The 26,992-nt window shown below is 70.3% G+C and carries 24 protein-coding genes and 1 riboswitch; of the genes, 20 read left to right on the forward strand and 4 right to left on the reverse strand.

Translation table 11 applies throughout. The annotated features are described in order from the left end of the window. Positions 1-85 precede the first annotated feature (85 nt). The 18 genes from ACIOEW_RS08775 to ACIOEW_RS08860 all read left to right on the forward strand — a co-directional run bounded on the left by ACIOEW_RS08775 (position 86) and on the right by ACIOEW_RS08860 (position 20,363). A complete protein-coding gene (locus ACIOEW_RS08775) occupies positions 86-1,888 on the forward strand; it encodes a DUF5941 domain-containing protein (protein WP_401962654.1) in 1,803 nt (600 codons plus the stop codon). Beyond that, positions 1,885-2,622 carry a sugar phosphate nucleotidyltransferase gene (locus ACIOEW_RS08780; RefSeq protein ID WP_401962656.1) on the forward strand — a complete coding sequence of 246 codons (738 nt, stop codon included), beginning with the start codon at positions 1,885-1,887 and terminating at the stop codon, positions 2,620-2,622. Before ACIOEW_RS08775 ends, ACIOEW_RS08780 begins: the two co-directional genes overlap by 4 nt. Further along, positions 2,610-3,671: an iron-containing alcohol dehydrogenase family protein gene (locus ACIOEW_RS08785; RefSeq protein ID WP_362541708.1), complete on the forward strand. Its 1,062-nt coding sequence runs from the start codon at positions 2,610-2,612 to the stop codon at positions 3,669-3,671. Before ACIOEW_RS08780 ends, ACIOEW_RS08785 begins: the two co-directional genes overlap by 13 nt. After that, the gene (locus tag ACIOEW_RS08790; protein ID WP_326740249.1) at positions 3,649-4,428 is read left to right on the forward strand and encodes a CDP-alcohol phosphatidyltransferase family protein; all 780 of its coding nucleotides are present in this window, start codon (positions 3,649-3,651) and stop codon (positions 4,426-4,428) included. Before ACIOEW_RS08785 ends, ACIOEW_RS08790 begins: the two co-directional genes overlap by 23 nt. Before the next feature lie 8 nt (positions 4,429-4,436). Next, positions 4,437-5,309 carry a glycosyltransferase family 2 protein gene (locus tag ACIOEW_RS08795; protein ID WP_362542189.1) on the forward strand — a complete coding sequence of 291 codons (873 nt, stop codon included), beginning with the start codon at positions 4,437-4,439 and terminating at the stop codon, positions 5,307-5,309. A gap of 106 nt (positions 5,310-5,415) precedes the next feature. Next, positions 5,416-6,345, forward strand: coding sequence for an ABC transporter permease (locus ACIOEW_RS08800; protein WP_362541706.1), 930 nt, complete (start codon positions 5,416-5,418; stop codon positions 6,343-6,345). Beyond that, the gene (locus ACIOEW_RS08805) at positions 6,338-7,123 is read left to right on the forward strand and encodes an ABC transporter ATP-binding protein (RefSeq protein WP_401962660.1); all 786 of its coding nucleotides are present in this window, start codon (positions 6,338-6,340) and stop codon (positions 7,121-7,123) included. Before ACIOEW_RS08800 ends, ACIOEW_RS08805 begins: the two co-directional genes overlap by 8 nt. Before the next feature lie 445 nt (positions 7,124-7,568). After that, a complete protein-coding gene (gene hpnC, locus ACIOEW_RS08810) occupies positions 7,569-8,489 on the forward strand; it encodes a squalene synthase HpnC (protein ID WP_401962662.1) in 921 nt (306 codons plus the stop codon). 29 nt (positions 8,490-8,518) lie between these two features. Continuing rightward, positions 8,519-9,439: a presqualene diphosphate synthase HpnD gene (gene hpnD, locus ACIOEW_RS08815; RefSeq protein WP_362541700.1), complete on the forward strand. Its 921-nt coding sequence runs from the start codon at positions 8,519-8,521 to the stop codon at positions 9,437-9,439. Positions 9,440-9,558: 119 nt separating this feature from the next. Beyond that, on the forward strand, positions 9,559-10,947 hold the full coding sequence (gene hpnE, locus ACIOEW_RS08820; RefSeq protein ID WP_401962665.1) for a hydroxysqualene dehydroxylase HpnE: 1,389 nt from the start codon (positions 9,559-9,561) through the stop codon (positions 10,945-10,947). Then, positions 10,944-12,047, forward strand: a complete 1,104-nt coding sequence (locus ACIOEW_RS08825; RefSeq protein WP_401962668.1) for a polyprenyl synthetase family protein — start codon at positions 10,944-10,946, stop codon at positions 12,045-12,047. The genes hpnE and ACIOEW_RS08825 overlap by 4 nt, the downstream gene beginning before the upstream one ends. Positions 12,048-12,154: 107 nt before the next feature. Continuing rightward, a complete protein-coding gene (shc, locus tag ACIOEW_RS08830) occupies positions 12,155-14,158 on the forward strand; it encodes a squalene--hopene cyclase (RefSeq protein ID WP_401962671.1) in 2,004 nt (667 codons plus the stop codon). Continuing rightward, a complete protein-coding gene (locus ACIOEW_RS08835) occupies positions 14,158-14,817 on the forward strand; it encodes a 1-hydroxy-2-methyl-2-butenyl 4-diphosphate reductase (protein WP_401962674.1) in 660 nt (219 codons plus the stop codon). The genes shc and ACIOEW_RS08835 overlap by 1 nt, the downstream gene beginning before the upstream one ends. A gap of 5 nt (positions 14,818-14,822) precedes the next feature. Continuing rightward, a complete protein-coding gene (hpnH, locus tag ACIOEW_RS08840; RefSeq protein WP_362541685.1) occupies positions 14,823-15,842 on the forward strand; it encodes an adenosyl-hopene transferase HpnH in 1,020 nt (339 codons plus the stop codon). Positions 15,843-16,050: 208 nt separating this feature from the next. Further along, positions 16,051-18,039 carry a 1-deoxy-D-xylulose-5-phosphate synthase gene (dxs, locus tag ACIOEW_RS08845; protein WP_401962678.1) on the forward strand — a complete coding sequence of 663 codons (1,989 nt, stop codon included), beginning with the start codon at positions 16,051-16,053 and terminating at the stop codon, positions 18,037-18,039. Then, complete coding sequence (locus ACIOEW_RS08850; protein ID WP_362541679.1) at positions 18,036-19,433, forward strand: aspartate aminotransferase family protein; 1,398 nt, start codon at positions 18,036-18,038, stop codon at positions 19,431-19,433. The genes dxs and ACIOEW_RS08850 overlap by 4 nt, the downstream gene beginning before the upstream one ends. A 97-nt stretch (positions 19,434-19,530) precedes the next feature. Next, entirely contained in the window at positions 19,531-20,139 is a 609-nt protein-coding gene (locus tag ACIOEW_RS08855) for an XRE family transcriptional regulator (RefSeq protein WP_362541676.1), read from the forward strand. Positions 20,140-20,186: 47 nt separating this feature from the next. Next, positions 20,187-20,363: a DUF6126 family protein gene (locus ACIOEW_RS08860; protein WP_350994250.1), complete on the forward strand. Its 177-nt coding sequence runs from the start codon at positions 20,187-20,189 to the stop codon at positions 20,361-20,363. Between the two features lie 109 nt (positions 20,364-20,472). Here the strand turns inward: ACIOEW_RS08860 and ACIOEW_RS08865 are convergent, their stop codons facing one another. Next, positions 20,473-21,285 (reverse strand): tyrosine-protein phosphatase, encoded by an 813-nt coding sequence (locus tag ACIOEW_RS08865; RefSeq protein WP_362541672.1) that lies wholly within the window; start codon positions 21,283-21,285, stop codon positions 20,473-20,475. Positions 21,286-21,761: 476 nt separating this feature from the next. Further along, positions 21,762-21,914, forward strand: a riboswitch (cyclic di-AMP (ydaO/yuaA leader). Positions 21,915-21,919: 5 nt separating this feature from the next. On the opposite strand from ACIOEW_RS08865, the gene ACIOEW_RS08870 reads away from it, so the two are divergent. Continuing rightward, a complete protein-coding gene (locus ACIOEW_RS08870; RefSeq protein ID WP_362541669.1) occupies positions 21,920-22,867 on the forward strand; it encodes a LysM peptidoglycan-binding domain-containing M23 family metallopeptidase in 948 nt (315 codons plus the stop codon). 182 nt (positions 22,868-23,049) lie between these two features. Beyond that, entirely contained in the window at positions 23,050-23,895 is an 846-nt protein-coding gene (locus ACIOEW_RS08875; protein ID WP_362541666.1) for an SGNH/GDSL hydrolase family protein, read from the forward strand. Positions 23,896-23,908: 13 nt separating this feature from the next. Here the strand turns inward: ACIOEW_RS08875 and ACIOEW_RS08880 are convergent, their stop codons facing one another. The 3 genes from ACIOEW_RS08880 to ACIOEW_RS08890 are packed head-to-tail and all read right to left on the reverse strand — an operon-like array spanning position 23,909 to position 26,989. Beyond that, positions 23,909-24,805, reverse strand: coding sequence for an STM4011 family radical SAM protein (locus ACIOEW_RS08880; RefSeq protein WP_401962682.1), 897 nt, complete (start codon positions 24,803-24,805; stop codon positions 23,909-23,911). Between the two features lie 7 nt (positions 24,806-24,812). After that, positions 24,813-26,177 carry an STM4012 family radical SAM protein gene (locus tag ACIOEW_RS08885; protein WP_401962684.1) on the reverse strand — a complete coding sequence of 455 codons (1,365 nt, stop codon included), beginning with the start codon at positions 26,175-26,177 and terminating at the stop codon, positions 24,813-24,815. Further along, positions 26,174-26,989 (reverse strand): STM4013/SEN3800 family hydrolase, encoded by an 816-nt coding sequence (locus tag ACIOEW_RS08890; protein ID WP_362542187.1) that lies wholly within the window; start codon positions 26,987-26,989, stop codon positions 26,174-26,176. Before ACIOEW_RS08890 ends, ACIOEW_RS08885 begins: the two co-directional genes overlap by 4 nt. Between the last annotated feature and the right edge of the window lie 3 nt (positions 26,990-26,992).

Genomic DNA, 26,992 nt, shown 5'->3' on the forward strand with positions numbered 1-26,992 from the left:
TTCAGGGCCGCACTGTCGCGCGCCGACCCGTGTCAGCACCAAGGAGTGAGTTCGTCTGTCGACCGCCATTCTCACAGGTGCTCCGGTGCCCGGATCGTCGCTCCAGGATGATCTGAGGTCACTGGGTTTCGACGTACAGATCGCTGCCGATGTCACCGAGGCGGTGCGGTTGCTGTCCGCGGTTCCGGCCGAGAGCCGCGTCGCCCTCGTCGATCCCCGATTCGTCGGCCACGTTCACGCCCTGCGGCTCGGGCTGACCGACCCCCGCTTCCCGGCCGCCGCCCTGCCCGGTGCGCTCACCGCGCAGCCGGAGGCGCGCCCCGCCCTGGTCCGCGCCCTGCGCACCACCACCACGGCGGTCGGCGCGGGCGTCCCGGCCGGGCCGCCCGGCAGTACCGCCGTGGTCACCGACCGCACCGTGCCGGGGCGGCTCGCAGCCACCATGGACGCCGAGGGCACCGTGGTCCAGCGCCCGGAGCTCGGCTCGCTCGTCGCAGCCGTGCCGGCGGACGACGCCGCCCGCGCCACCGCGCAGTCCGGCGTCGCCGCCGTCGACGACGAGGCGGTCCGGCTGCGCAGCGCCGTGAAGGCCCGCGACGGCTTCTTCACCACGTACTGCATCAGCCCGTACTCGCGCTACATCGCCCGCTGGTGTGCGCGCCGCGGGTTCACCCCGAACCAGGTCACCACCGCGTCCCTGCTGACCGCACTGGTCGCGGCGGCCTGCGCGGCCACCGGCACCCGCGGCGGATACGTCGCCGCCGGGCTGCTGCTCCTCTTCTCCTTCGTGCTGGACTGCACCGACGGGCAGCTCGCCCGCTACTCGCTGCAGTACTCGACGATGGGCGCGTGGCTGGACGCCACTTTCGACCGGGCCAAGGAGTACGCCTACTACGCGGGCCTCGCACTCGGCGCCGCCCGCGGCGGTGACGACGTGTGGGCGCTGGCCCTAGGCGCGATGGTGCTCCAGTCCTGCCGCCACGTCATCGACTTCTCGTTCACGGAGGCGAACCACGACGCGATCGCGAACGCCAGCCCCACGGCCGCCCTCTCGGACAAGCTCGACAGCGTCGGCTGGACTCACTGGGTGCGCCGCATAATCGTGCTTCCGATCGGTGAGCGCTGGGCGATGATCGCCGTACTGACGGCGCTGACCACCCCGCGGATCGTCTTCTACGCCCTGCTCGTCGGCTGCGCCTTCGCGGCCTGCTACACCACCGCCGGCCGGCTGCTGCGCTCCCTGACCCGCAGGGCCCGCCGCACCGACCGCGCCGTCCAGGCCCTCGCAGATCTTGCCGACTCCGGCCCGATCGCCCAGCTCGTGGCGGCCCGCGGCCCCCGGATCCCCGGCGCCTGGAGCGCCCCCGTGGTGGCGGTCGTCGGTACCGGCGCGCTGATCGCCGCCGCACTGCAGCAGCCCTTCGGCAGTCGGCAGATGGTCGCCGCCGCCGTGTTCTACGCGATCTGCTCCGGCATGGCGGTGGCTCGCCCCCTCAAGGGCGCACTCGACTGGCTCGTACCCCCCGTCTTCCGCGCGGCGGAGTACTGCACGATGCTCATCCTGGCCGCCCGAAGCGACATCGACGGTGCGCTTCCCGCAGCCTTCGGCCTCGTTTCGGCGGTCGCCTACCATCACTACGACACGGTGTACCGCATTCGAGGCGGCACCGGCGCCCCGCCCCAGTGGCTGGTGCGCACGATCGGCGGGCACGAGGGCCGGACCCTGGTGGTGGCCGTACTCGCAGCCGTGCTCACGGGGGCATCCGGCTTCACCGTGGCTCTCACCGCCCTCGCGGTGGCCATCGCGCTGGTCGTGCTGGTGGAGTCCATCCGGTTCTGGGTGTCCTCCAAGGCGCCCGCCGTTCACGACGAAGGAGAACCCGCATGATCGGCCTCGTACTGGCAGCCGGCGCAGGACGGCGCCTTCGCCCCTACACCGACACGCTCCCCAAGGCCCTCGTGCCGGTGGACGGCGAGAAGACGGTCCTCGACATCACGCTGGCCAACTTCGCCGAGATCGGTCTCACCGAGGTCGCGATCGTCGTCGGCTACCGCAAGGAGGCCGTCTACGACCGCAAGGCGGAGCTGGAGGCGAAGTACGGCCTCACGCTCACCCTCGTGGACAACGACAAGGCCGAGGAGTGGAACAACGCCTACTCCCTGTGGTGCGCCCGCGAGGTCCTCAAGCGCGGTGTGATCCTCGCCAACGGCGACACCGTCCACCCGGTCTCCGTCGAGCGGACCCTGCTGGACGCGCGCGGCAACGGCCGGAAGATCATCCTCGCCCTCGACACGGTGAAGAACCTCGCCGACGAGGAGATGAAGGTCATCACGGACGGCGACAAGGGTGTCCGGCGCATCACGAAGTTGATGGACCCGGCCGCCGCCACCGGCGAGTACATCGGCGTCACCCTCATCGAGGCCGAGGCCGCCGAGGAACTCGCCGACGCACTCAGGACGACGTTCGAACGTGACCCGGACCTCTACTACGAGGACGGCTACCAGGAGCTCGTCAACCGGGGCTTCACCGTCGACGTGGCGCCCATCGGCGAGGTGACCTGGGTCGAGATCGACAACCACGACGACCTCGCCAGGGGCAGGGAGATCGCGTGCCGGTACTGACCCGACTCATCCCGTCCCCGGTCTTCGTCGACATCAGCCGGGGCGCCATGGACGACCTGGCCGGTCTCCTCGTCGACCAGCGGATCTCCGCGTCCGGCAGGCTCGCGATCGCCATCAGCGGCGGCTCCGGGCAGGCGCTGCGCGAGAAGCTCGCCCCGGCTCTGCCGGGCGCGGACTGGTACTGCGTCGCCGGTGGCGACATCGATTCCGCGGTGAAGCTGGCCGACGAGATCAAGGGCAAGCGCTACGACGCCGTGGTCGGCCTCGGCGGCGGAAAGATCATCGACGTGGCGAAGTACGCCGCGGCCCGGGTCGGCCTGCCGCTGGTCTCGGTCGCCACGAACCTCGCCCATGACGGTCTCTGCTCGCCCGTCGCGACCCTGGACAACGACAACGGCCGGGGATCCTACGGCGTCCCGATGCCGATCGCCATGGTCATCGACCTCGCGGTGATCCGCGAGGCCCCGGACCGTTTCGTGCGCTCCGGCGTCGGCGACGCGATCTCGAACATCTCTGCGATCGCCGACTGGGAGCTGTCGCACGAGGTCAACAACGAGCAGATCGACGGACTGGCCGCCGCCATGGCCCGTACCGCCGGAGAAGCCGTCCTGCGGCACCCCGGCACGGTCGCCGACGACGAGTTCCTCACGGTCCTCGCCGAGTCGCTGGTGCTCTCCGGCATCGCCATCTCGATCAGCGGGGACACCCGCCCGTCGTCCGGCGCCTGCCACGAGATCAGCCACGCCTTCGACCTGCTCTTCCCCAAGCGCGCTGCCAGCCACGGCGAGCAGGTCGGCCTCGGCGCGGCCTTCGCCATGCATCTGCGGGGCGCCCGTGAGGAGTCCAGGCTCTTCGCCGACGTGCTCCGCCGGCACGGTCTGCCGGTCCTGCCCGAGCAGATCGGCTTCACGGCCGACGAGTTCGTGCAGGCCGTCGACTATGCGCCGCAGACCCGCCCGGGACGCTTCACGGTCCTGGAGCACCTCAACCTGTCCACCGACCAGATCAGGGACGCGTACGCCGACTATGCCAAGACCATCAGTAGCTGAACTCCGTCCCGTCGTTCACCCCCCGGGCGTCAAGGACCGGCGCAGCGGCGAACACTGGGCGGGCCGGATATACATGCGCGAGGTCTCGCTGCGTGTGGACCGGTACCTGGTGAACACCAAGGTGACTCCCAACCAGCTGACGTACCTGATGACCATCGCCGGTGTGCTCGCCGCTCCGGCCCTGCTCGTCCCGGGCATCCCCGGCGCGCTGCTCGGCGTCCTCATGGTCCAGCTCTACCTGCTGCTGGACTGCGTCGACGGCGAGCTCGCCCGCTGGAAGAAGCAGTTCTCCCTGGGCGGGGTCTATCTGGACAGGGTCGGCGCCTACCTCTGTGACGCCGCCGTGCTGGTCGGCTTCGGCCTGCGCGCCGCGGACCTGTGGGGCACCGGGCGGATCGACTGGCTGTGGGCCTTCCTGGGCACGCTTGCCGCGCTGGGCGCCATCCTGATCAAGGCCGAGACCGACCTGGTCGGGGTCGCACGCCACCAGGGCGGGCTGCCGCCGGTCAAGGAGGCCGCCTCCGAGCCGCGCTCGTCCGGCATGGCGTTTGCCCGCCGGGCCGCCGGTGCGCTCAAGTTCCACCGGCTGATCCTGTGCGTCGAGGCGTCGCTGGTCATCCTGGTCGCGGCCGTTCTCGACGCGGTCCGGGACGACCTGTTCTTCAGCCGTCTCGCGGTCGCGGTGCTGGCCGGCATCGCCCTGCTGCAGACCCTCCTCCATCTCGTGTCGGTCCTGGCATCGAGCAGGCTGAAGTGAGCACCCCCATGAAACTCGGCGCGGTCATCATCACGATGGGCAACCGCCCGGTCGAGCTGCGCGCCCTGCTCGATTCGGTCGCCGCGCAGGAAGGCGACCGGATCGAGGTGGTCGTCGTCGGCAACGGCTCCGCCGTCCCGGACGTACCCGCGGGAGTGCGGACCGTCGAGCTGCCCGAGAATCTGGGCATCCCCGGCGGCCGCAACGTGGGCATCGAGGCCTTCGGACCCTCCGGCGCCGATGTCGACGCCCTGCTCTTCCTCGACGACGACGGGCATCTGCCGCGCACCGACACTGCCGAGCTGTGCCGGCAGGCGTTCGAGGCCGATCCGAGGCTCGGCATCATCAGCTTCCGGATCGCCGACCCCGACACCGGCGAAACCCAGCGCCGTCATGTGCCGCGGCTGCGCGCCGCCGACCCGATGCGGTCCTCGCGGGTGACGACCTTCCTCGGCGGTGCCAACGCCGTACGCACCAGGGTCATCGCCGAGGTCGGTCCGCTGCCGGGCGACTTCTTCTACGCGCACGAGGAGACCGACCTCGCCTGGCGGGCGCTGGACGCCGGCTGGCAGATCGACTACCGCGCGGACATGGTCCTCAACCACCCCACGACCGCTCCGTCCCGGCATGCCGTCTACCACCGCATGGTGGCCCGGAACCGGGTCTGGCTGGCCCGGCGTAATCTGCCCGCGCCCCTGGTTCCCGTGTATCTCGGCGTGTGGCTGCTGCTGACCCTGCTCCGCAAGCCTTCGGGCCCGGCGCTGAAGGCATGGTTCGGCGGCTTCCGCGAGGGCTGGTCGACACCCTGCGGACCGCGCCGTCCGATGAAGTGGCGTACGGTGTGGCGGCTGACCAGACTCGGCCGCCCCCCGGTGATCTGAGAGTTCGCCTCTGGGAGCATGAGGCGTATGTTTTCTTGTCGGGACCTGTCCGCCCTGAGCCGCGCCCGCGACTGGCTGCGCGTTTTGAACACGAGAGTTTCATCTGGTGAGTGACACAACCCATGACGGTGCTGTTGCGTTGAGCACCCCGCCATCGGTCGACGACGGCCTGAGCCCTGCCGAACTGGCCGCGAAGTACGGTCTGACGGTCAGCGGCGCCCGGCCCGGGCTCTTCGAGTACATGCGCCAGCTCCGCGGGCGACGCCACTTCATCATGGCGTTCTCCCGGGCCAAGCTGACCGCCCAGTACAGCCAGGCCAAGCTGGGTCAATTGTGGCAGGTGGCCACCCCGCTCCTGAACGCCGCGGTGTACTTCCTCATCTTCGGCCTGATCCTCGGCACGAAGAAGGGGATGGCGCAGGAGGTCTTCATTCCGTTCCTGGTGACCGGGGTCTTCGTCTTCACGTTCACCCAGAGCTCGGTGATGGCCGGGGTCCGCGCCATCTCCGGCAACCTCGGCCTGGTGCGGGCGCTGCACTTCCCGCGCGCCTCGCTGCCCATCTCGTTCTCGCTGCAGCAGCTCCAGCAGCTGATGTACTCGATGATCGTGCTGGTCGCCGTCACCGTGGGATTCGGCAGCTATCCGAGGCTGTCCTGGCTGCTGGTGATTCCCGCGCTGGTCCTGCAGTTCTTCTTCAACACCGGACTGGCACTGAGCATGGCGCGGCTCGGGGCCAAGACGCCCGACCTGGCCCAGCTGATGCCGTTCGTGATGCGGACCTGGATGTACGCCTCCGGCGTCATGTTCTCGATCCCGGTGATGCTGGCCGACAAGCCGGCCTGGATCGGTGACGTGCTGCAGTACAACCCGGCGGCCATCTACATGGACCTGGTCCGGTTCGCCCTGATCGACGGTTACGGCTCCGAGAACCTGCCGGCGCACGTCTGGGTGGTGGGTCTCGCCTGGGCGCTCGTGGTGGGCGCCGGAGGCTTTGTGTACTTCTGGAAGGCAGAGGAGCGGTACGGCCGTGGCTGAGGACAAAACCGCGGGGCGCATCCCCACTGTGATCGCCGACGATGTGCACATCGTGTACCGCGTCAACGGCGGCGGCGGTGGCAAGGGCGGCGCCACCGCGGCGCTGAGCCGGATACTGCGCCGCGGCAAGGGCGAGGAGCGCGGGATCCGCAAGGTGCACGCCGTACGCGGCGTCTCCTTCACCTCCTACCGGGGCGAGGCCATCGGCCTCATCGGGACGAACGGCTCCGGCAAGTCCACCCTGCTGCGGGCCATCGCCGGACTGCTGCCGACCGAACACGGCAAGGTGTACACGGACGGACAGCCTTCGCTGCTGGGCGTGAACGCGGCGCTGATGAGCGACCTGACGGGCGAGCGCAACGTCGTGCTCGGCGGGCTCGCGATGGGGATGAGCCGCGAGGAGATCCGCGAACGCTACGACAGCATCGTCGAATTCTCCGGCATCAACGAGAAGGGCGACTTCATCACCCTGCCGATGCGGACGTACTCCTCCGGTATGGCCGCCCGGCTGCGTTTCTCCATCGCCGCCGCCAAGAACCATGACGTCCTCATGATCGACGAGGCGCTGGCGACCGGTGACCGCAAGTTCCAGATCCGCTCCGAGGCGCGTATCCGGGAGCTCCGCAAGGAGGCCGGCACCGTCTTCCTGGTCAGTCACAGCAACAAGTCGATCAGGGACACCTGTGACCGGGTGCTGTGGCTGGAAAAGGGCGAACTGCTGATGGACGGCCCGACCGACGAGGTCCTCAAGGCGTACGAGCGCGAGACCGGTAAGTAGGGCGTCGCCGCCGTCGCATACCGCAGCGGCCTCTGCCGGGGCTTTCCGGCAGAGGCCGCTGCGCTGCTTCCGGATCGTGCACCCATCCCGGGCCTCCACGGCTCGTCGTACGGAGCCCCGCAAGATCTCCTCCCGCCGGATGACGTCAATTTCCTTGCGCGAGGGGAAAGTTGACAGCGAATAGCTCGCAGGTGCCGCGCGCCCCGCACCCCGGCGTATGGATGAGCGTTGTACAACGTAAGCTGTACCGGTGCTGATTCGTAGCAAGTGGGGCGATACCGCCTGGGTGGACGGCCCGTAGCCGTCCTCCGCACTGGGGATAGCGGGCGGCGTGTCCGGAATGGGATGTTTTGGGTCGGCAGTGTAGAACGGGAGATGTGACGGCTATGACGGAAGATCTCCAGCTCCGAGGTGCTCACGCCGTCCCCGCGCAGGGCGGTACGCAGTGACCCGTACCCGGCAGGCGCGGCTTGATTCCGCCGTACCCGGAACCCTTGACAAGGCCGCCGACGAGAACTTTCCGGTGGCCCCCTTCTTCCTGCCACGAGCCTGGCGCGACGACTTGATGGCCGTCTACGGCTTCGCCCGGCTCGTCGACGACATCGGTGACGGCGACCTCGCCCCCGGCGGCGCCGACGCACGGCACCTCGGTCTCGACCCGGCCGAGGGCGAGGACCGGCTCGCGATGCTGGACGCGCTCGAAACCGACCTGCGAAGGATCTTCGCCGCCACCGGTGAGACCCCGCACCACCCGCTCCTGCAGGCGCTGCGCCCCACCGTGCGCCGCCGCGCCCTCACCCCCGAACCCTTCCTCGGCCTCATCGAGGCCAACCGGCAGGACCAGAAAATCCGTCGATACGGGACGTACGAGGAGCTCCTCGCCTACTGCGAGCTCTCCGCCAACCCCGTCGGCCTCCTGGTCCTCCAGCTCACCGGAACCGCGAGTCCCGAGCGCGTCCGCCGCTCCGACGCCGTCTGCACCGCGCTGCAGATCGTCGAGCATCTCCAGGACGTCACCGAGGACCTCGGCCGTGACCGGATCTATCTGCCGGCCGACGACATGGACAGGTTCCATGTCACCGAATCCGACCTGGCGGCCCCCTCCGGGGGCGCAGCGGTACGGGCACTGATCGCGTACGAAGCCGAACGCGCCGGGAATCTGCTGAATGAAGGCACCCCTCTGGTGGGTAGCGTCCACGGCAGGCTCAAGCTGCTTCTCGCCGGATTCGTGGGAGGGGGGCGTGCCGCCCTCACCGCGATCGCGGCCGCCGGGTTCGACGTACTGCCCGGACCCCCCAAACCCACCAAGCCCAGCCTGCTGCGCGAGGTGGGAGTTGTTTTGCGAAGAGCGCGTAGAGAGGGGTGAGCCGGACCGTGGAGGGACAGACGACGTACATGTCGGCACCGGTACAGGCCGCATACAGTTACTGCGAGGCGGTCACCGGACAGCAGGCGCGTAACTTCGCGTACGGCATCAGGCTGCTGCCCGTCGAGAAGCGGCAGGCCATGTCGGCCCTGTACGCCTTCTCCCGACGGGTCGACGACATCGGTGACGGCGAACTCGAGCCGGAGACCAAGCGTGTCCGCCTGGAGGGCACCCGTGCGGTGCTGGACCGGATCCGCGACGGAGCGGTCGACGAGGACGACACCGACCCGGTGGCCGTCGCGCTCGCCGATGCCGCCCGCCGGTTCCCGCTGCCGCTCGAAGGGCTCGACGAGCTGATCGACGGCGTGCTGATGGATGTGCGCGGCGCGACCTACGAGACGTGGGACGACCTCAAGATCTACTGCAGGTGTGTCGCGGGCGCCATCGGCCGCCTCAGCCTGGGCGTCTTCGGTACGGAGCCCGGCGCCCCGGGCGTCGAGCGCGCGGCCGAGTACGCCGACACGCTCGGCCTCGCGCTCCAGCTGACGAACATCCTGCGCGACGTGCGCGAGGACGCGGGCAACGGGCGTACCTACCTGCCCGCCGACGACCTCGCCAAGTTCGGCTGTTCCGCGGGCTTCCACCGGGCCACTCCGCCGCCCGGCTCCGACTTCGCCGGGCTGGTCCACTTCGAGGTCCGGCGTGCCCGGGCCCTGTTCGCCGAGGGCTACCGGCTGCTGCCGATGCTCGACCGGCGCAGCGGTGCCTGTGTGGCGGCCATGGCCGGCATCTACCGTCGGCTCCTCGACCGGATCGAGCGCGACCCCGAGGCGGTGCTGCGCGGCCGGGTCTCGCTCCCGGGCCACGAGAAGGCGTACGTGGCGGTGCGCGGCCTGTCGGGTCTCGACGCGCGCCACATTTCGCGCCGCACGGCCAGGGGGCGTGTCTGAATGCGTCACACGGACATCTCGCGCACCATGTACATCATGGATGATCACTCCGCACGACGGGCAACCCACTGCCACGCGGATGCGTCCCTGACGGAGAAGACCTGGCGAGAGGGGGACGCATGACGGACGACGCGATGCGTTCCTCCCGCGCGGTCGTGATCGGCGGCGGGCTCGCCGGCATCACCTCGGCCCTGCGCCTGGCCGATGCCGGACTTGACGTGACCCTGCTGGAAGGGCGGCCCCGGCTCGGCGGCCTCGCCTTCTCCTTCCGGCGCGGCGAGCTGACGGTCGACAACGGCCAGCACGTCTATCTGCGCTGCTGCACCGCCTACCGCTGGTTCCTCGACCGGGTCGAGGGCACGCGTCTGGCCCCGCTGCAAAACCGTTTGGACGTGCCGGTTCTCGATGTGGGACGGCCCTCGGGGCCCCGGCTCGGACGGCTGCGCCGCAACGGCCTGCCGGTTCCGTTCCACCTCGCCGCCGGACTTGCCGCCTACCCGCACCTCTCGCTCGTCGAGCGCGCGAGCGTCGGGCGGGCCGCGCTGGCGCTCGGCCGGCTGGATCCGGACGACCCGGCGCTCGACGACATCGACTTCGGCAGCTGGCTCGCCCGGCACGGCCAGTCGCCCCGCACGGTCGAGGCCCTGTGGGACCTGGTCGGCGTGGCCACGCTCAACGCCACCGCACCGAACTCCTCGCTCGCGCTCGCCGCGAAGGTCTTCAAGACCGGGCTCCTCTCCGAGCCCGGCGCCGCCGACATCGGCTGGGCCTCCGTACCGCTCGGGGACGTACACGACACGCTCAGCCGCAAGGCCCTGGACTCCGCCGGTGTCCGCACCGAACTGCGGACGAAGGCCGGGGCGCTCACCCGCACCGACGACGGTCGCTGGGTGGTCGACACGGGAGCCGAGCGGATCGAGGCGGACACCGTCGTGCTGGCCGTACCGCAGCGCGAGACCCACGACCTGCTGCCCGAGGGTGCGCTCGACGAACCGGAGCGGCTGCTGGAGATCGGCACCTCGCCGATCCTCAACGTGCACGTGGTCTACGACCGCAAGGTGCTCAGGCAGCCGTTCTTCACGGCTCTCGGCTCGCCGGTCCAGTGGGTCTTCGACCGGACAGAGGCCTCCGGCCTCAAGGGACCCGGCCAGTACCTCGCGGTTTCCCAGTCCGCGGCCGACGAGGAGATCGACCTGCCCGTCGCCGAGCTCCGCGCGCGCTACCTGCCCGAGCTGGAGCGGCTCCTGCCCGCCGCCCGCGGGGCCGGCATCAGGGACTTCTTCGTCACCCGGGAGCGTACGGCGACCTTCGCGCCCGCTCCCGGCGTCGGCCGGCTGCGACCGGGGACACGCACTCGCGCCCCCGGCCTCTTCCTGGCCGGCGCATGGACGGCCACCGGCTGGCCCGCCACGATGGAGGGCGCCGTCCGTAGCGGTGCCGGCGCCGCGGACGCCGCACTCCTGGCGCTCGGCCGCCCCCACGAACATCCGCTGCAGGAGGCGGCATGAGCAGTACCACCGGAACAAGAGGAGAGTCAGTGACCCCGGCGAATCCGGCTTCCGACACCGTGGCGCACACCACGGACGTCACCGCGCTTCTGGAGCGCGGACGGGCCCTTTCCACGCCGGTGCTCCGGGCCGCCGTTGACCGGCTCGCACCGCCCATGGACACCGTGGCCGCCTATCACTTCGGCTGGATCGACGCCCAGGGCAGGCCCTCCGACGGCGACGGCGGCAAGGCCGTCCGCCCGGCGCTGGCCCTGCTGTCCGCGGAGGCGGCCGGCGCCGCCGCCGAGGCCGGCATCCCCGGCGCCGTGGCCGTCGAGCTCGTCCACAACTTCTCGCTGCTGCACGACGACCTGATGGACGGCGACGAGCAGCGGCGCCACCGGGACACGGTGTGGAAGGTGCACGGCCCCGCCCAGGCGATCCTGGTCGGCGACGCGCTGTTCGCCCTGGCCAACGAGATCCTGCTGGAGCTCGGCACCGTCGAGGCGGGCCGCGCGGCCCGGCGGCTTACCTCGGCCACCCGCAAGCTCATCGACGGGCAGGCCCAGGACATCTCCTACGAGCACCGTGAGCGGGTCACCGTCGAGGAGTGCCTGGAGATGGAGGGCAACAAGACGGGCGCCCTGCTCGCATGCGCCTGCTCCATCGGCGCGGTGCTCGGCGGCGCCGACGACCGGACCGCCGACGTCCTGGAGGCGTACGGCTACCACCTCGGCCTCGCCTTCCAGGCGGTCGACGACCTGCTGGGGATCTGGGGCGACCCGGACTCCACCGGCAAGCAGACTTGGAGCGATCTGCGCCAGCGCAAGAAGTCCCTGCCGGTCGTCGCCGCGCTCGCGGCGGGCGGGCCGGCCTCGGAGCGCCTGGGCGAGCTGCTCGCCGCCGACGCGAAGAGCAGCGACTTCGACAGCTTCTCCGAAGAGGAGTTCGCCGCCCGTGCGGCACTCATCGAGGAGGCGGGCGGCCGGGAGTGGACCGCCCAGGAGGCCCGTCGTCAGCATGCGGTCGCCATCGAGGCGCTGCATGGTGTGGACATGCCCGAAACCGTGCGGGCGCAGCTCACGGCGCTCGCGGACTTCGTCGTCGTACGAAAGAGATGATGACCATCCCCTCAATATGACTCGCAGTCGCCGGCCGGTGTCCGTCACGGGCACCGGCCGACGGAGACCCCAGCACAGCAGAGGACCAACTGCACGAAGGGGAAGCCATGACAGCGACGACCGACGGAAGCACCGGGGCTGTGGACCCCAGCGCAGCCTCGGCCAGTAAACCGACAACCGAATCAACCATCGCCGCGGACGACGTACTCGCCGCCGCGCGGCGGGCCGCGGAACGCTCTGTGGAGCACCTCCTCGGCAGGCAGGACGAGCAGGGCTGGTGGAAGGGCGACCTCGCCACCAACGTCACCATGGACGCCGAGGATCTCCTGCTCCGGCAGTTCCTCGGTATTCAGGATCCCGCCACGGTCCAGGCGGCCGGCCGCTTCATCCGCGGCGAACAGCTAGGTGACGGCACCTGGGCCACCTTCCACGGCGGCCCCGGGGATCTCTCCGCCACCATCGAGGCGTACGTGGCACTGCGTCTGGCCGGGGACCGGCCGGACGAACCGCACATGGCCCGCGCCGCGGGGTGGGTCAGGGAACAGGGCGGGATCGCGGCGAGCCGCGTGTTCACCCGGATCTGGCTGGCCCTCTTCGGCTGGTGGAAATGGGACGACCTGCCGGAACTCCCGCCCGAGCTGATGTTCTTCCCCAAGTGGGTCCCGCTCAACATCTACGACTTCGGCTGCTGGGCCCGCCAGACCATTGTGCCCCTCACCGTCGTCTCCGCGAAGCGGCCGGTACGGCCCGCCCCCTTCGCCCTGGACGAGCTGCACACCGATCCCGGCGAACCGAACCCGCCCCGCCGCCCCGCCCCGGCCGCCAGCTGGGACGGCGTCTTCCAGCGCCTCGACAAGGCGCTGCACCTCTATCACCGGATCGCCCCGCGCAGACTGCGCAAGCTCGCCATGAACGCGGCCGCCCGCTGGATCATCGAACGCCAGGAGAACGACGGCTGCTGGGGCGGCATCCAGCCGCCCGCCGTGTACTCCGTCATCGCACTGCACCTGCTCGGCTACGACCTCGACCACCCCGTGATGCGGGCCGGGCTCGAGTCGCTCGACCGTTTCGCGGTCTGGCGCGAGGACGGCGCCCGCATGATCGAGGCCTGTCAGTCCCCGGTCTGGGACACCTGCCTCGCCACCATCGCGCTCGCCGACGCCGGGGTCGGCGCCGACCACCCGGCGCTGGTGAAGGCGGCGGACTGGATGCTCGGCGAGGAGATCGCGCGACCCGGTGACTGGTCCGTGCGCAGGCCTCAACTTGCCCCGGGCGGATGGGCGTTCGAGTTCCACAACGACAACTACCCCGATATCGACGACACCGCGGAGGTGGTCCTCGCGCTGCGCCGGGTCCGCCACCCGGACCAGGCACGGGTCGAGGCCGCCATCGAGCGCGGGGTGCGATGGAACGTCGGCATGCAGTCCCGCAACGGCGCCTGGGGGGCCTTCGACGCCGACAACACCAGTGCGTTCCCCAACCGGCTGCCGTTCTGCGACTTCGGTGAGGTCATCGACCCGCCGTCCGCCGACGTCACCGGGCACGTGGTGGAGATGCTCGCCATCGAGGGCCACTCCCGACATCCCGCGACCCGGCGGGGAATCGAGTGGCTGCTCGCCGAACAGGAGGCGGCCGGCGGCTGGTTCGGCCGCTGGGGCGTCAACTACGTTTACGGGACCGGGTCGGTGGTGCCCGCCCTGGTCGCCGCCGGGCTGCCCGCCTCGCACCCCTCCATCCGGCGCGCGGTCGGCTGGCTGGAATCCGTCCAGAACGACGACGGTGGCTGGGGCGAGGACCTGCGCTCGTACAAAGAGGACAAGTGGATCGGCCACGGAGCCTCGACGGCGTCCCAGACGGGCTGGGCCCTGCTCGCACTGCTCGCCGCCGGACGACGGGACACCGTGGCCGTCACCCGCGGCATCGCCTGGCTGGCCGAGACCCAGCAGGCCGACGGCTCCTGGGACGAGCCGTACTTCACCGGGACCGGCTTCCCGTGGGACTTCTCCATCAACTACCACCTCTACCGGCAGGTCTTCCCGCTCACCGCACTCGGACGGTACGTGCACGGCGACCCGTTCGCGGGCCGCACGGCGGTCCGCGAGGGGGCCTGATGGGCGATGCCCCGGGGCCGGCCGGCCCCACCGCTCCGCTGCTCATCGCCTGCGCGCTGGGCATCGAGCACCTGGCCCTGCGCACCGGCAGGGCCAGGGCGGGCCTCGCACCGGGCCCGGTGACCGTACTGCGTACGGGCATGGGGCCGAAGGCGGCCGAAACGGCCGTGGCGAGGGCGCTCGGCGAGGGCCGGGCGCTCGGTGCCGCGGTCATCGCCTCAGGGTTCTGCGCCGGGCTCGTACCCGGCATGCACCCCGGGGACCTGGTGGTGGCCGACGAGACCCGGACGGCCGGGCAGTCGGTCGCCTGCACCGGCACGGAACTGCTCGCCGACGCACTCGCCAGGGTCGTACCCGGACGTACTGTCCACACCGGTCCGCTGACCGGCTCCGATCATGTCGTCCGAGGACATGAGCGGGCCGCGCTGCGGGCCACCGGAGCGATCGCGGTGGACATGGAGTCCGCCGCGACCCTGCGCATCGCCCTGCGGTCCGGACCACGCCCGGTTGCGGCCGTACGGGTGGTCGTGGACGCTCCGGAGCATGAGCTCGTCCGCATCGGCACGGTCCGCGGTGGAATATCGGCATTCCGCGTTCTCCGTGCCGTCCTGCCGGCTTTCTATGAATGGCACCGATCTCTGCTGCTCCCCAGGAGGTGAGCTAGATGGCCATGCCGCTCCGTCAGTCCATCAAGGTTGCGACGTACCTCATTGAACAGAAGCTCCGAAAGCGGGAAAAGTTCCCGCTCATTGTCGAGCTGGAGCCGTTGTTCGCCTGCAACCTCGCCTGCGAGGGCTGCGGGAAGATCCAGCACCCGGCCGGAGTCCTCAAGCAACGCATGCCGGTGGCCCAGGCCGTCGGCGCCGTGCTCGAGTCGGGCGCCCCGATGGTTTCCATCGCGGGCGGCGAGCCGCTGATGCATCCGCAGATCGACGAAATCGTCCGGCAACTCGTGGCGAAGAAGAAGTACGTCTTCCTCTGCACCAACGCGATGCTGATGCGCAAGAAGCTCGAGAAATTCACCCCCTCGCCCTACTTCGCGTTCGCCGTCCACATCGACGGCCTGCGCGAACGTCACGACGAATCGGTCGCCAAGGAAGGGGTGTTCGACGAAGCGGTGGCCGCGATGAAGGAGGCCAAGCGGCGCGGCTTCCGGGTCACGACCAACTCCACCTTCTTCAACACCGACACACCCCAGACCATCATCGAGGTCCTCAACTTCCTCAACGACGACCTGAAGGTCGACGAGATGATGATCTCGCCCGCCTACGCCTACGAGAAGGCACCCGACCAGGAGCACTTCCTGGGCGTCGAGCAGACCCGTGAGCTGTTCAAGAAGACCTTCGCGGGCGGCAACCGGGCCAGGTGGCGGCTCAACCACTCGCCGCTCTTCCTGGACTTCCTGGAGGGCAAGGCAGATTTCCCGTGCACCGCGTGGGCCATCCCCAACTACTCGCTCTTCGGCTGGCAGCGACCCTGCTACCTGATGAGCGACGGGTACGTGCCGACGTACCGGGAGCTCATCGAGGAGACCGACTGGGACAAGTACGGCCGCGGCAAGGACCCGCGCTGCGCCAACTGCATGGCGCACTGCGGCTACGAGCCCACCGCCGTACTCGCCACCATGGGTTCGCTCAAGGAATCCCTGCGTGCCGCACGGGAGACCATCGGCGGGAACCGGTGACGTGACGAACGCCGGAGACCCAGTCGCACTGGGTCTCCCCGGGCTGCCGGCCCGGCCGCTCGCGATGCGCCGCCCCTCGCGGCGCATCGCGGCCGGGCCGGCAGCCGTCGGCGGGTGAAAGCCCGCCGAGCGCATGGACGAAGTGGGGGCACCAACGGGTCCCCACCTCACCGTGAGCCGCTGACAGGACCAGAGAGGGGGCCCGGGCATGACGCTGTTGCAGTCCATCCGGGGGCCGCACGATCTCAAGGCGCTGAACGAACCACAGCTCGGTGAACTCGCCGAGGACATCAGGAAGTTCCTCGTCCAGGCGGTGGCCAGGACCGGTGGCCATCTGGGTCCCAATCTCGGGGTGGTGGAGCTCTCCATCGCCCTGCACCGGGTTTTCGACTCGCCCGTGGACCGGATTCTGTGGGACACCGGCCATCAGAGCTACGTACACAAGCTACTCACAGGGCGGCAGGACTTCTCCAAACTGCGTGCCAGGGGCGGCCTCTCGGGCTACCCCTCGCGCGCCGAGTCCGAGCACGATGTCATCGAGAACTCGCACGCCTCCACAGTGCTCGGCTGGGCCGACGGCCTCGCCAAGGCCAACGAGGTCCGCGGCCGCTCCGACCACGTCGTCGCGGTCATCGGTGACGGCGCACTCACCGGTGGCATGGCCTGGGAGGCGCTGAACAACATCGCCGCGGGGGACCGCCCCCTGATCATCGTCGTCAACGACAACGAGCGCTCCTACGCCCCGACCATCGGCGGCCTCGCCGACCACCTCGCGACGCTGCGCACCACCGACGGCTACGAACGCTTCCTGTCCTGGGGCAAAGGCGTCCTGCAGCAGACACCTGTCATCGGGCAGCCGCTGTACGAGTCACTGCACGGGGCCAAGAAGGGGTTCAAGGACACCTTCGCCCCGCAGGGCATGTTCGAGGACCTCGGCCTGAAGTACATCGGCCCGGTCGACGGCCACGACACCGCCGCCGTCGAGTCCGCGCTCCACCGCGCGAAACGCTTCCACGGCCCCGTCCTCGTGCACTGCCTCACCGAGAAGGGCCGCGGCTATCCTCCCGCGCTCCGGGACGAGGCCGACCGCTTCCACACCGTCGGCGCGATGGACCCGCTGACCTGCGCCCCGCTGGCTCCCGAGGCCGGACCGTCCTGGACGTCCGTGTTCGGCGACGAGATCGCCGCGATCGGCGCGGAGCGTCCGGACGTCGTGGCCATCACAGCCGCCATGCTGCACCCCGTGGGGCTGACGAAGTTCGCCGAGGCGTTTCCCGGCCGGGTCTGGGACGTGGGGATCGCCGAACAGCATGCGACGGTCTCGGCGGCCGGGCTGGCGACCGGCGGGCTGCACCCGGTCGTCGCCGTGTACGCCACCTTCCTCAACCGGGCCTTCGATCAGCTGCTGATGGATGTCGCCCTGCACAGGTGCGGGGTGACGTTCGTTCTCGACCGGGCCGGGGTCACCGGACCCGACGGCGCCTCTCACAACGGCATGTGGGACATGTCCCTGCTGCAGGTCGTACCGGGTCTGCGGATCGCGGCACCGCGCGACGCGGAACGGCTGCGGGCCGAACTGCGCGAGGCCGTCGACGTCGACGACGCACCGACCCTGATCCGGTTCCCGAAGGAGTCGGTGGGGGAGCCGGTCCCCGCGATCGGCACGATCGGCGGCATGGATGTCCTGCACCGCGCCGAGGACGCCGACGTGCTGCTGGTCGCGGTCGGCGTGATGGCCCCCGTCTGCCTGCAGGCCGCCGATCTGCTGAAGGGCGGCCGGATCCGCTGCACCGTGGTCGACCCCCGCTGGGTCAAGCCGGTCGACGAGCAGCTTGCGCCACTCGCCGCGAAGCACCGGCTCGTCGCCGTGGTCGAGGACAACAGCCGGGCCGGAGGCGTCGGCTCGGCCGTCGGACAGGCGCTGAGGGATGCCGGGGTCGACGTACCGCTGCGGACGTTCGGCATTCCCGATCAGTTCCTCGCCCACGGGAAGCGGGCCGAGGTGCTGGCAGACATCGGGCTCACACCGGTCGAGATCGCGGGCCGGATCAGCGCCACGCTGGCCGTCCGGGGCGCGGGCACGGACGCCGGTACGGGCACGGGTACGGGGCACAACGTTCACGTCCGGGGCGCGGACGCGGGCACGGACATCGGGCCCGACGTCCCGGGCAACGGGCAGAAGGAGAGCGGGGCATGAAGGACGACGGGCCCAAGGGCTTCGATCTGGCGCGGCTCCTCGCGGAGCGCGGCGCCGAACGCTACGAGCTGCACACGAAGTACCTCAACCACCAGCTCCCGCGCATGCTGCACACCATCGGCTTCGACAAGGTCTACGAACGGGCCGAGGGCGCGCACTTCTGGGACGCGGAGGGCAACGACTACCTGGACATGCTCGCCGGATTCGGGGTGATGGGGCTCGGCCGGCACCACCCCGTCGTACGCAAGGCGCTGCACGACGTCCTGGATGCCTCGCTCGCCGATCTCACCCGGTTCGACTGCCAGCCGCTGCCGGGCCTGCTGGCCGAGAAGCTGCTCACCCACAGCCCGCACCTGGACCGGGTGTTCTTCGGGAACAGCGGTACGGAGGCCGTGGAGACGGCCCTCAAATTCGCCCGGTACGCCACCGGGAAGCCGAGGATCCTGTACTGCACGCACGCCTTCCACGGGCTGACCACCGGCTCGCTCTCGGTCAACGGCGAGGCCGGCTTCCGGGACGGCTTCGCCCCGCTGCTGCCCGACACCGCCATCGCGCTCGGCGACCTCGACGCTCTGCGCCGTGAGCTCAGGCGCGGCGATGTGGCCGGACTCGTCGTCGAACCGATCCAGGGCAAGGGGGTGCACGCCTCGCCGCCCGGTTTCCTGCGTGAGGCCCAGGAGCTGCTGCACAAGCACAAGGCCCTGCTCATCGCGGACGAGGTACAGACCGGCCTGGGCAGGACCGGGGACTTCTACGCGTACCAGCACGAGGAAGGCGTGGAACCCGACCTGGTCTGCGTCGCGAAGGCGCTCTCCGGCGGCTATGTGCCCGTAGGGGCGACCCTCGGGAAGGACTGGATCTTCAAACGCGTCTACTCCTCGATGGACCGGGTCCTGGTCCACTCCGCGAGCTTCGGCTCCAACGCCCAGGCGATGGCGGCCGGGCTCGCGGTCCTCGCGGTGATGGAGGACGAGGAGACGGTCGCGCACGCGCGCCGCACGGGTGATCTGCTGCGCGAACGGCTGGCCGCGCTGGTCGGGCGGTACGAGCTGCTGCACGAGGTGCGCGGGCGCGGGCTGATGATCGGCATCGAGTTCGGCCGGCCGAGCTCGCTCAAGCTGCGCAGCCGCTGGACGATGCTGCAGGCGGCCCGCAAGGGGCTCTTCGCACAGATGGTCGTCGTGCCGTTGCTCCAGAAGCACCGGATCCTGACCCAGGTCTCCGGAGACCATCTCGAAGTGATCAAGCTGATTCCGCCGCTGGTGATCGACGACGCGGACGTGGACCGTTTCGTGAGTGCCTTCACGGCCGTGATGGACGACGCGCACAGCGGCGGCGGGCTGATGTGGGACTTCGGGCGGACCCTCGTGAAGCAGGCCGTCGCCAACCGCTGATCAGCGGGAGATCCGTCGGCCGGTCCGGGTGGCGGCGGGCTTTTGCCTCGGAGGCAAGAAATTTGCCTCCGAGGAAAGTTCCTGGCCCAATGGAAGCATGAATCCTCCAGAAGGAGGGGTGGCCGACGAGTTGCCCGGGGTCGCGCCGCGCCTGCGCGACCTGCGCCGCAGTCGTGGTCTCACCCTGGAGACAGCCGCCCAGCGGGCCGGGCTCTCGCCCGCCCACCTGTCCCGGCTCGAAACGGGCCGGCGCCAGCCCTCACTGCCCATGCTGCTCGGACTTGCCAGGATCTACGGTACGACGGTCTCCGAGCTGCTGGGCGAGATCCCCCCGGAACGTGACGCGATCGTCCGCGGCCGCAGGTTCGAGGGAGCCGAGGCCGACGGCTGGATGTACCAGCAGGCCGGCGGTCCCGGCCGGGCGATGCAGGCACTGCGTGTCCGGGTCCCGCACGGTGCCCAGGGCGACCTGGTGCGCGTCCATCCCGGCGAGGAGTGGCTGTACGTCCTGGCCGGGCATCTCAGGGTGACCCTCGGGGAAACGGTCCACGACCTCGCCCCCGGGGACAGCGCGCACTTCGACTCGCTCACCCCGCACCGGATCGCGGCCCTGGACCGCGATGGCGCCGAGCTGCTGTTCGTCCACACCCTGCTGCAGAGCCCCGCCGCCGAGCTGTGTCTCGGCAGCGGGATCCACCGTCGCTGAGGCACCGCCCCCGCCACCGGCACGCCGATGGCCAGAGAGGACTTGTCATGTCCGATTCCGAGAACTTCGACCCGCTCGGCCCGGGGCGGCCCAAGAACTACGACCCGCAGGAGAAGAAGTTGCCTCGCGGGCTCGTCATCAGGCTCTTCGCCTATCTGGTGGCAGGGCATGTCATCGCGGGCTTCCTCTACCTGCTGTTCGCCGTGGGGATGCACAACCAGTAGCCGTGGGGGTGCGCAACCGGTGGCAGTGGGGATGCGCCACGTAGCGGTGGGCGTGAGCCACCGGCAGTCGCGGGGGTGCGCCACGTAGCGGCGGGCGCCGCCCGGCCGGTCAGGCCTCGTCGAGCAGGCGCTCGCGCAGCCGCTCGCGGGTCTGCGGGGTGATCTTCAGGCCGTCGGCGAGGTACCGGTCGGTGCTGCCCCAGGTCTCGTCGATGGTGGTGAAGGCCGCGGCGAGGTAGTCGGGGTGGGCGCCGAAGAGCGGATTGAGCAGCTCCATCACCTCGGCGGACATTCCGGTGGGAGAGGTGTCGCTGCGGCGGACCTTGTAGCGGCGGTGCGCGTCGTTGGACTTGAGGTAGTCGGACTCGATGGCATCGCGCTCGACACCGACGGCGAGCAGGGACACCGCGATCGAGAGGCCCGCACGGTCCTTGCCCGCGGCGCAGTGCATCAGCGCGGGCACGCTGTCCTCGGCGAGGGCGTGCAGTACCCGGCTGTGCTCGGCCGTGCGGTCCAGGATGATCCGGCGGTACGAGGCGATCATGCGGTGGGACCCCTTGCCGTCGGCCAGGATCGATCGCAGTTCGTCGATGTTGCCGTCGCGCACCATCCGCCAGAACTCCGTGCCGTCCGCCGGGTCGGTGAGCGGGATGCTCACATTGCGCACACCCGGCAGCTCGATGTCGAGGCCGTCCAGCTTGTGGTCGGCGTCGTTGCGGAAGTCGAAGACGGTGTGCAGGCCGAGACCGGAGAGGAACGTGGCGTCCTCGGCCGTGGCGTGTGCCAGGTGACCGCTGCGGTAGAGCCGCCCGTACCGCACCCGGCGGCCGTCCGAGGTGGGCAGCCCGCCCACGTCGCGGAAGTTGCGGACACCCGCCAGCTCGGGCTCCGTCGACGGGGTCTGCGGCAGCTGCTGCGTCACGGTCACTCCTGGAGGCTCTGCCGCCGGCGCGTGTCGCCTGCGGGTCCACTCTCGTGACGATACGACATTGATTCCTCGGGCAATCATCTTGGTCGCGCCCCTGTTCCGGGGCCGCGCGACGGTCCACGGGCCCGGCTGGGAGGGGCCGGGGTGCGCGGCTCTCCGATCGAGGTACGGCCGATGAGCGAGGCATGTCCGTATTGAGGCTTTTGATGGAACATGCCCTGTTTGTGCGGGAGATGGTCACCCTCTCGTGAGCGGGATCATATCCGTGACGGTGTGTGGCTGCGCGGCCGTGGGGTATTCCGGACGCCGCGCGGAAAGCCAAGATCCGTAATCCACGGAGTGTGACCGGAATTCCGTGTCGAATTTCCGGAGCGGAATCCGAAGTGGAACCCGTGGCTTGTTTCTGTCGTCCCGGCTCGCTTACGTTCACTGTCAATCCGGACGGACCGCCTAATCCTGCCGCCGCCCGGAATTCGCACCCACTCACCGCGTGGCAGGAGCGGGGGAACCAGGTAAGCCGCCGACCGGGAAACCGGCCGGCTCGGGGTGAAGTCGCGCCAGCCGCGACCGGACATCTCCAGTCCGAACCCGACAGCTCACCTCGTAGGCGCCGGAGAGGAAAACCTTCATGCCCATATCGGGTAAGCACCGCCGTCCCAAGTCCAGCACCATCGCCCGTGGCGTCGTCGCCGCGAGCGCCGGTGGAGCCGTCATCGCTCTTCCGCTGCTCGGCGCCACCGGTGCCCACGCCGCGGAGCAGACCGCTCCCGCCACCTCGAAGTCGGCCGCCGCGCACGCCACCCCGGCCAAGCCGGTCGCGAAGAAGCAGGCCGGCACCACGTCCTACTCCGTGGTCTCCGGCGACTACCTGTCGAAGATCGCCGCCGAGCACAAGCTCAAGGGTGGCTGGGAGAAGCTGTACCAGGACAACCGCAAGGTCGTCGGCGACGACCCGAGCCTGATCTTCCCGGGCATGAAGCTGACGCTCGGCGGCAAGTCCACGAGCCAGGCCTCCACCACCTCCACGGGCTCCACCACCCCGTCGAAGGCCGCGCCCAAGGCTCCGGTCAAGACCGAGACGAAGGCCGCCACGGCCTCCAACTCCTCCTCTTCCTCCTCCGACGCCTCGTCGTCCGAGGAGACCTCGGCCCCGGCGACCCAGAGCAACGACTCCGGTTACGTCCACCCGGTTCCGGGCAACCACACCACCGCCTACCGCGCCTCCGGTGCCAACTGGTCCAGCGGCAGCCACACCGGCATCGACTTCCCCGTGTCCACCGGCACGAGCGTGAAGGCGATCACCTCCGGCACCGTCGTCACGGCCGGCTGGGGCGGCGCGTACGGCAACGAGGTCGTCATCAAGCACGCCGACGGCCACTACTCGCAGTACGGCCACATGTCCTCGCTCTCCGTCTCGGCGGGCCAGACCGTGACCGCGGGCCAGCAGGTCGGCCTGTCCGGCTCCACCGGCAACGCCACCGGCCCGCACCTCCACTTCGAGGTCCGCACGGGCCCCGCGTACGGCTCGGACATCGACCCGATCGCGTACCTGGCTTCGCACGGGATCAACGTCTGATCCAGCAACACCGGTCCGGTGACCCGGACCTGAGCAATGCATAGAGGGACGGTGCGCGGCGGCGCACCGTCCCTCTGCTTATTCCCTCTTTACTAAAAACTGACCGGGTGGTCTATCTCACCACCCGTCAACCCCATAATACGGTCGCGTAGGTCACATTCGGCGGTGCAGGATATGCCCTTGTGGCAGACGATTCGAACAACATCCAGCAGGGCGTCATCAACCGACAGGGCGCCATCGGGTCGTACGCGGCGATTGGCGACAGCTTCACCGAGGGAGTCGGTGACCCCGGCCCGGACGGAACCTTCGTCGGCTGGGCGGACCGGTTCGCGGTACTCCTCGCGGACCAGCTCCCGGACCCCGAAGCGGCGGCGGGCATCGCAGGCCCCGCACACGGGAACTTCAGATACGCCAATCTCGCCGTACGAGGACGCCTCCTCGACCAGATAGTCGAGGAGCAGGTGCCGCGCGCAAGGGAACTCGCCCCCGATCTGGTGAGCTTCTGCGCCGGCGGCAACGACATCATCCGGCCGGGCACCGACCCCGACGACGTGGCCGAGCGCTTCGAGCGTGCGGTCGCCGAGCTGACCCGGTCGGTCGGCACCGTCATGGTCACCACCGGCTTCGACACGCGCGACGTTCCCGTGCTGCGCCATCTGCGCGGCAAGATCGCCACCTACACCGCCCATGTGCGGTCCATCGCCGACCGCTACGACTGCCCGGTGCTCGACCTCTGGTCCCTGCGTTCGGTGCAGGACCGCCGGGCCTGGGACAACGACCGGCTGCACCTGTCGCCCGAGGGGCACACCAGGGTCGCGCTGCGCGCCGCCCAGGTCCTCGGCCTCGATGTGCCCGCCGACCCCGACCAGGAATGGCCGCCGCAGGCACAGCGCGGAACGCTCGAAGTACGGCGCGACGACATCCACTGGGCACGCGAGTACCTGGTGCCGTGGATCGGGCGCCGACTGCGCGGCGAGTCCTCGGGAGACCACGTGGAGGCCAAGCGGCCCGACCTGCTGCCGCTCTGAGAGTCCGCTGTCCTCAGTCGCCCCGGGCTCCCGGAGTACCGGCCGTGGCGGCCGAGGCCGGCGGCGCCGGTATGCGCTCCAGCACCCCGCCGGCGAAGACGTCGTACAGCGGCAGCGTCTCCAGATGCACATAGCCGATGTGGCAGTCGCAGAGGGCGAGCGGGCAGGCCCGAGGCCCCAGCGCCGTGCGGTAGCTGCCGTCGTAGAGATTGCCGAGCTCGGCGCGGACGAAATGGCAGCGGCGCACCGTACCCTCACCGTCCACCGAGATCACCGACTCACCGGTCCGGCAGGGCAGACCTGCCGAACGGTGCGGATGGCGGCTGTACGGGAACAGCGGATCGATCGCCGTCCACCGGTCCGCCTCCTCGTCCGTGTAGGTCTGCCCCTCGGCGGCGTTGACCCAGAGGTAGACCTCATCGGGCAGGGCCGCCCGCAGCCGCCGCGCCTCGTCGAGATGACCCTCCAGCCCGACGACACCCACGCTGTGGCGGATCCCCAGGGACGCCAGCTCCCCGCACCGGCCGAGAAACCGCTCGTACGGTGTCTGGCCCGGGTGGTACGTGCACCAGAGCGCGATCTTCTCGCGGCCCGCGGTGCCCGCTGAGGCCAGCCACTGCGTACGGCCGCTGAGGTTCGTCTGGATCGCGACCCGGCGAATGTGCGGCAGCCGGGCCAGCTCGACCACCGCCCGGCGGTACCAGGAACGCACCAGCCCCTCGCCCCACGGGGTGAAGAGCACCGAGATCCGGTCGCCGGTCTGCGCCGCCGCCCACGCGGTGAAGCGCTCCAGCGCGGCCCGGTCGGCCCGCAGCTGCTCCCGGCTGTCGCGCCGCTTGGCGAACGGACAGTACGGGCAGTCGTAGTCGCATGACGCGAGAGGGCCGCGGTAGAGAATCGTCAGGTCCATACGGGGCTCACTTCAGCTCGTACGCGGCCATCGCGGCCCGTACGGCAGGGGAGAAGAGGTCGGGGCCCAGGGCGTCCGAGTGGGCGAGCCCCTCGGGCGACAGGCGCAGCAGGCCGGCGGCGACCCCGTCCCGGTCGAGCCAGCCCCGGGCCTCGAACCGGGCGAGCTCCTCGGGAAAGTCCTCGTCCGGGTCCGTGCCGAAGCGCTCGCGGTACTCGGACACACGCAGGCCCTCGGCCTGCAGGACGGACTGCAGGAGATGGCGGCGGCGCGCCTCGTCCCCGTCGGTGAACCGGCCCACCTCGGCGTGCGAGAAGTCCTCGGTGGCCGTGTAACCGTCGATGATCGCCCGCACCTCGCGCATCTCCACCGCGTAGTCGAAGGAGTAGTGCAGCCGGGAGGTGTACGAACGGGCGCCGCAGCCCAGACCGATCATGCCGTCGGTCTGGCAGGCGTAGTCGTCGGAGCCGTCGGTCCGCGGGGCGTCGGCGCGGCGGAACATCCGCATCGACACCTGCTCGTAGCCGTGGGCGAGGAGATGATCGCGGCCGGCCCGGTACAGCCGCAGCCGCTGCTCGTCCCAGGCCGCGTCCACCGAGGCCTCCTCGGCGGCCCCGAGCCTGCCCAGGCCGGTCAGCGGACGGACGTAGAGCGGGTAGAGGTACAGCTCCTCCGGGCGCCACCGGAGCGCGGCGTCCAGTGAGGTGCGCCAGCTCCGTTCGGTCTGGCCGTCGATGCCGTAGATCAGGTCGATGTTGAGGACCGGGATGCGGGTGTCCCTGATCAGGCCGAGGGCCGTCTCGACGTCGGCGCGCCGCTGCGGACGGACCGCCGCACGGGCCTCGGCCTCGACGAAGCTCTGTACGCCGATGCTGATCCTGGTCGTCCCCCGGTCGGCGAGGACCGCCAGCCGGTCGGCCGTTGCGGTCGACGGGGACGTCTCGACGGACAGCGGCACGGAGCGCAGGCCGGCGCCCATGCGCTTCTCCGCGATGTCGCACAGGCGCTCCAGCTCGCCGGCGGTCAGGAAGGTGGGCGTCCCACCGCCGAACGCGGCGGCGGCGAAGCGCACCGGTTCCCCGTCGCCCAGCGCGTCCCGTACGGCGGTCGCCTGCCGGTCCAGCGCATCGAGATAGCGGGTGGTGAGCTCGTCGGGCGCACCGATCCGGGTGAAGAGGTTGCAGAAGCCGCAGCGGACCTCGCAGAAGGGTATGTGGAGGTACAGCGAGAGCGCGTCCTTGCTCTCGCCCGCCCACAGGTCTCTCAGCGCGGGCCGCCCGCCGGGGCGCCCGGAGAGCCTCTCGTACGCCGTCTTGTGCGGATAGGCGTAGACGTAACTCTGGTATGGGCGAGTGGTGTGCGGACTGGTCATCGTGCGGTGGCCCCCGGTTCCAGGAAGAAATGCGCGTACGGAACGGTCCAGACGGACTCGTGGCCGAGCCGGTGACCGGTGTAGCCGTCGTCGCCGTACGCCGTGCCATGGTCGGAGCAGACGACGGCGAAGGCCCGGCGGCGGCTGCTCGCGGCGGCGAAGAGCCGTCCGATGTGGGCGTCCACGTACTCCAGCGCGGCCGCATGGGTGGCGCGGCTGTCGCCCGCGTCCCGGGTGGCGCCCGGCCGGTGGAACCAGTTCGGCTGATGGAGGGCCGACACATTGACGAAGAGGAACAGCCGCCGACTGTCCGGGAGCTCCCGGACGACCTGCTCGGCGCGGGCCACCTGCGCCTCGAACGAGGTGGGCGACGCCACGCCGAACTCCGGCTCCCAGTGCGCCTCCTGGAACATCCCGGGCAGCACCGAGCCGAGCGGCGCCTGCCGGTTGAAGAACCCCACTCCGCCGATGCACACCGTGCGGTATCCCGCCCCGGCGAGAGCGGAGACCAGGTCGGGTGCGTCGAAGACGAAGGTGCGCTCCGCCGTGGTCTCACTGCCGGCGAACCGTGCGGCGAACAGCCGGGGATGCGGCCCGGGGGTGGCCGGGGTGGGCAGGAACCCCGCGAAGATCGCCTGGTGCGAGGCGTAGGTGAAGCTCCCCGGGGCGTGCCGCTTCTCCCAGACGCCACCCGGCAGATGCCGGGCCAGGTTCGGGATGCGCCCGGCGGCGGCGAGCTCCGCCGCGACGTCGTACCGCAGGGTGTCCAGGGTGACGAGCAGCAGATCGTGGGTGCCCACGACCTCGCTCATGTC

This window comes from Streptomyces sp. NPDC087901 (assembly GCF_044742205.1).
Classification (GTDB): Bacteria; Actinomycetota; Actinomycetes; order Streptomycetales; family Streptomycetaceae; genus Streptomyces.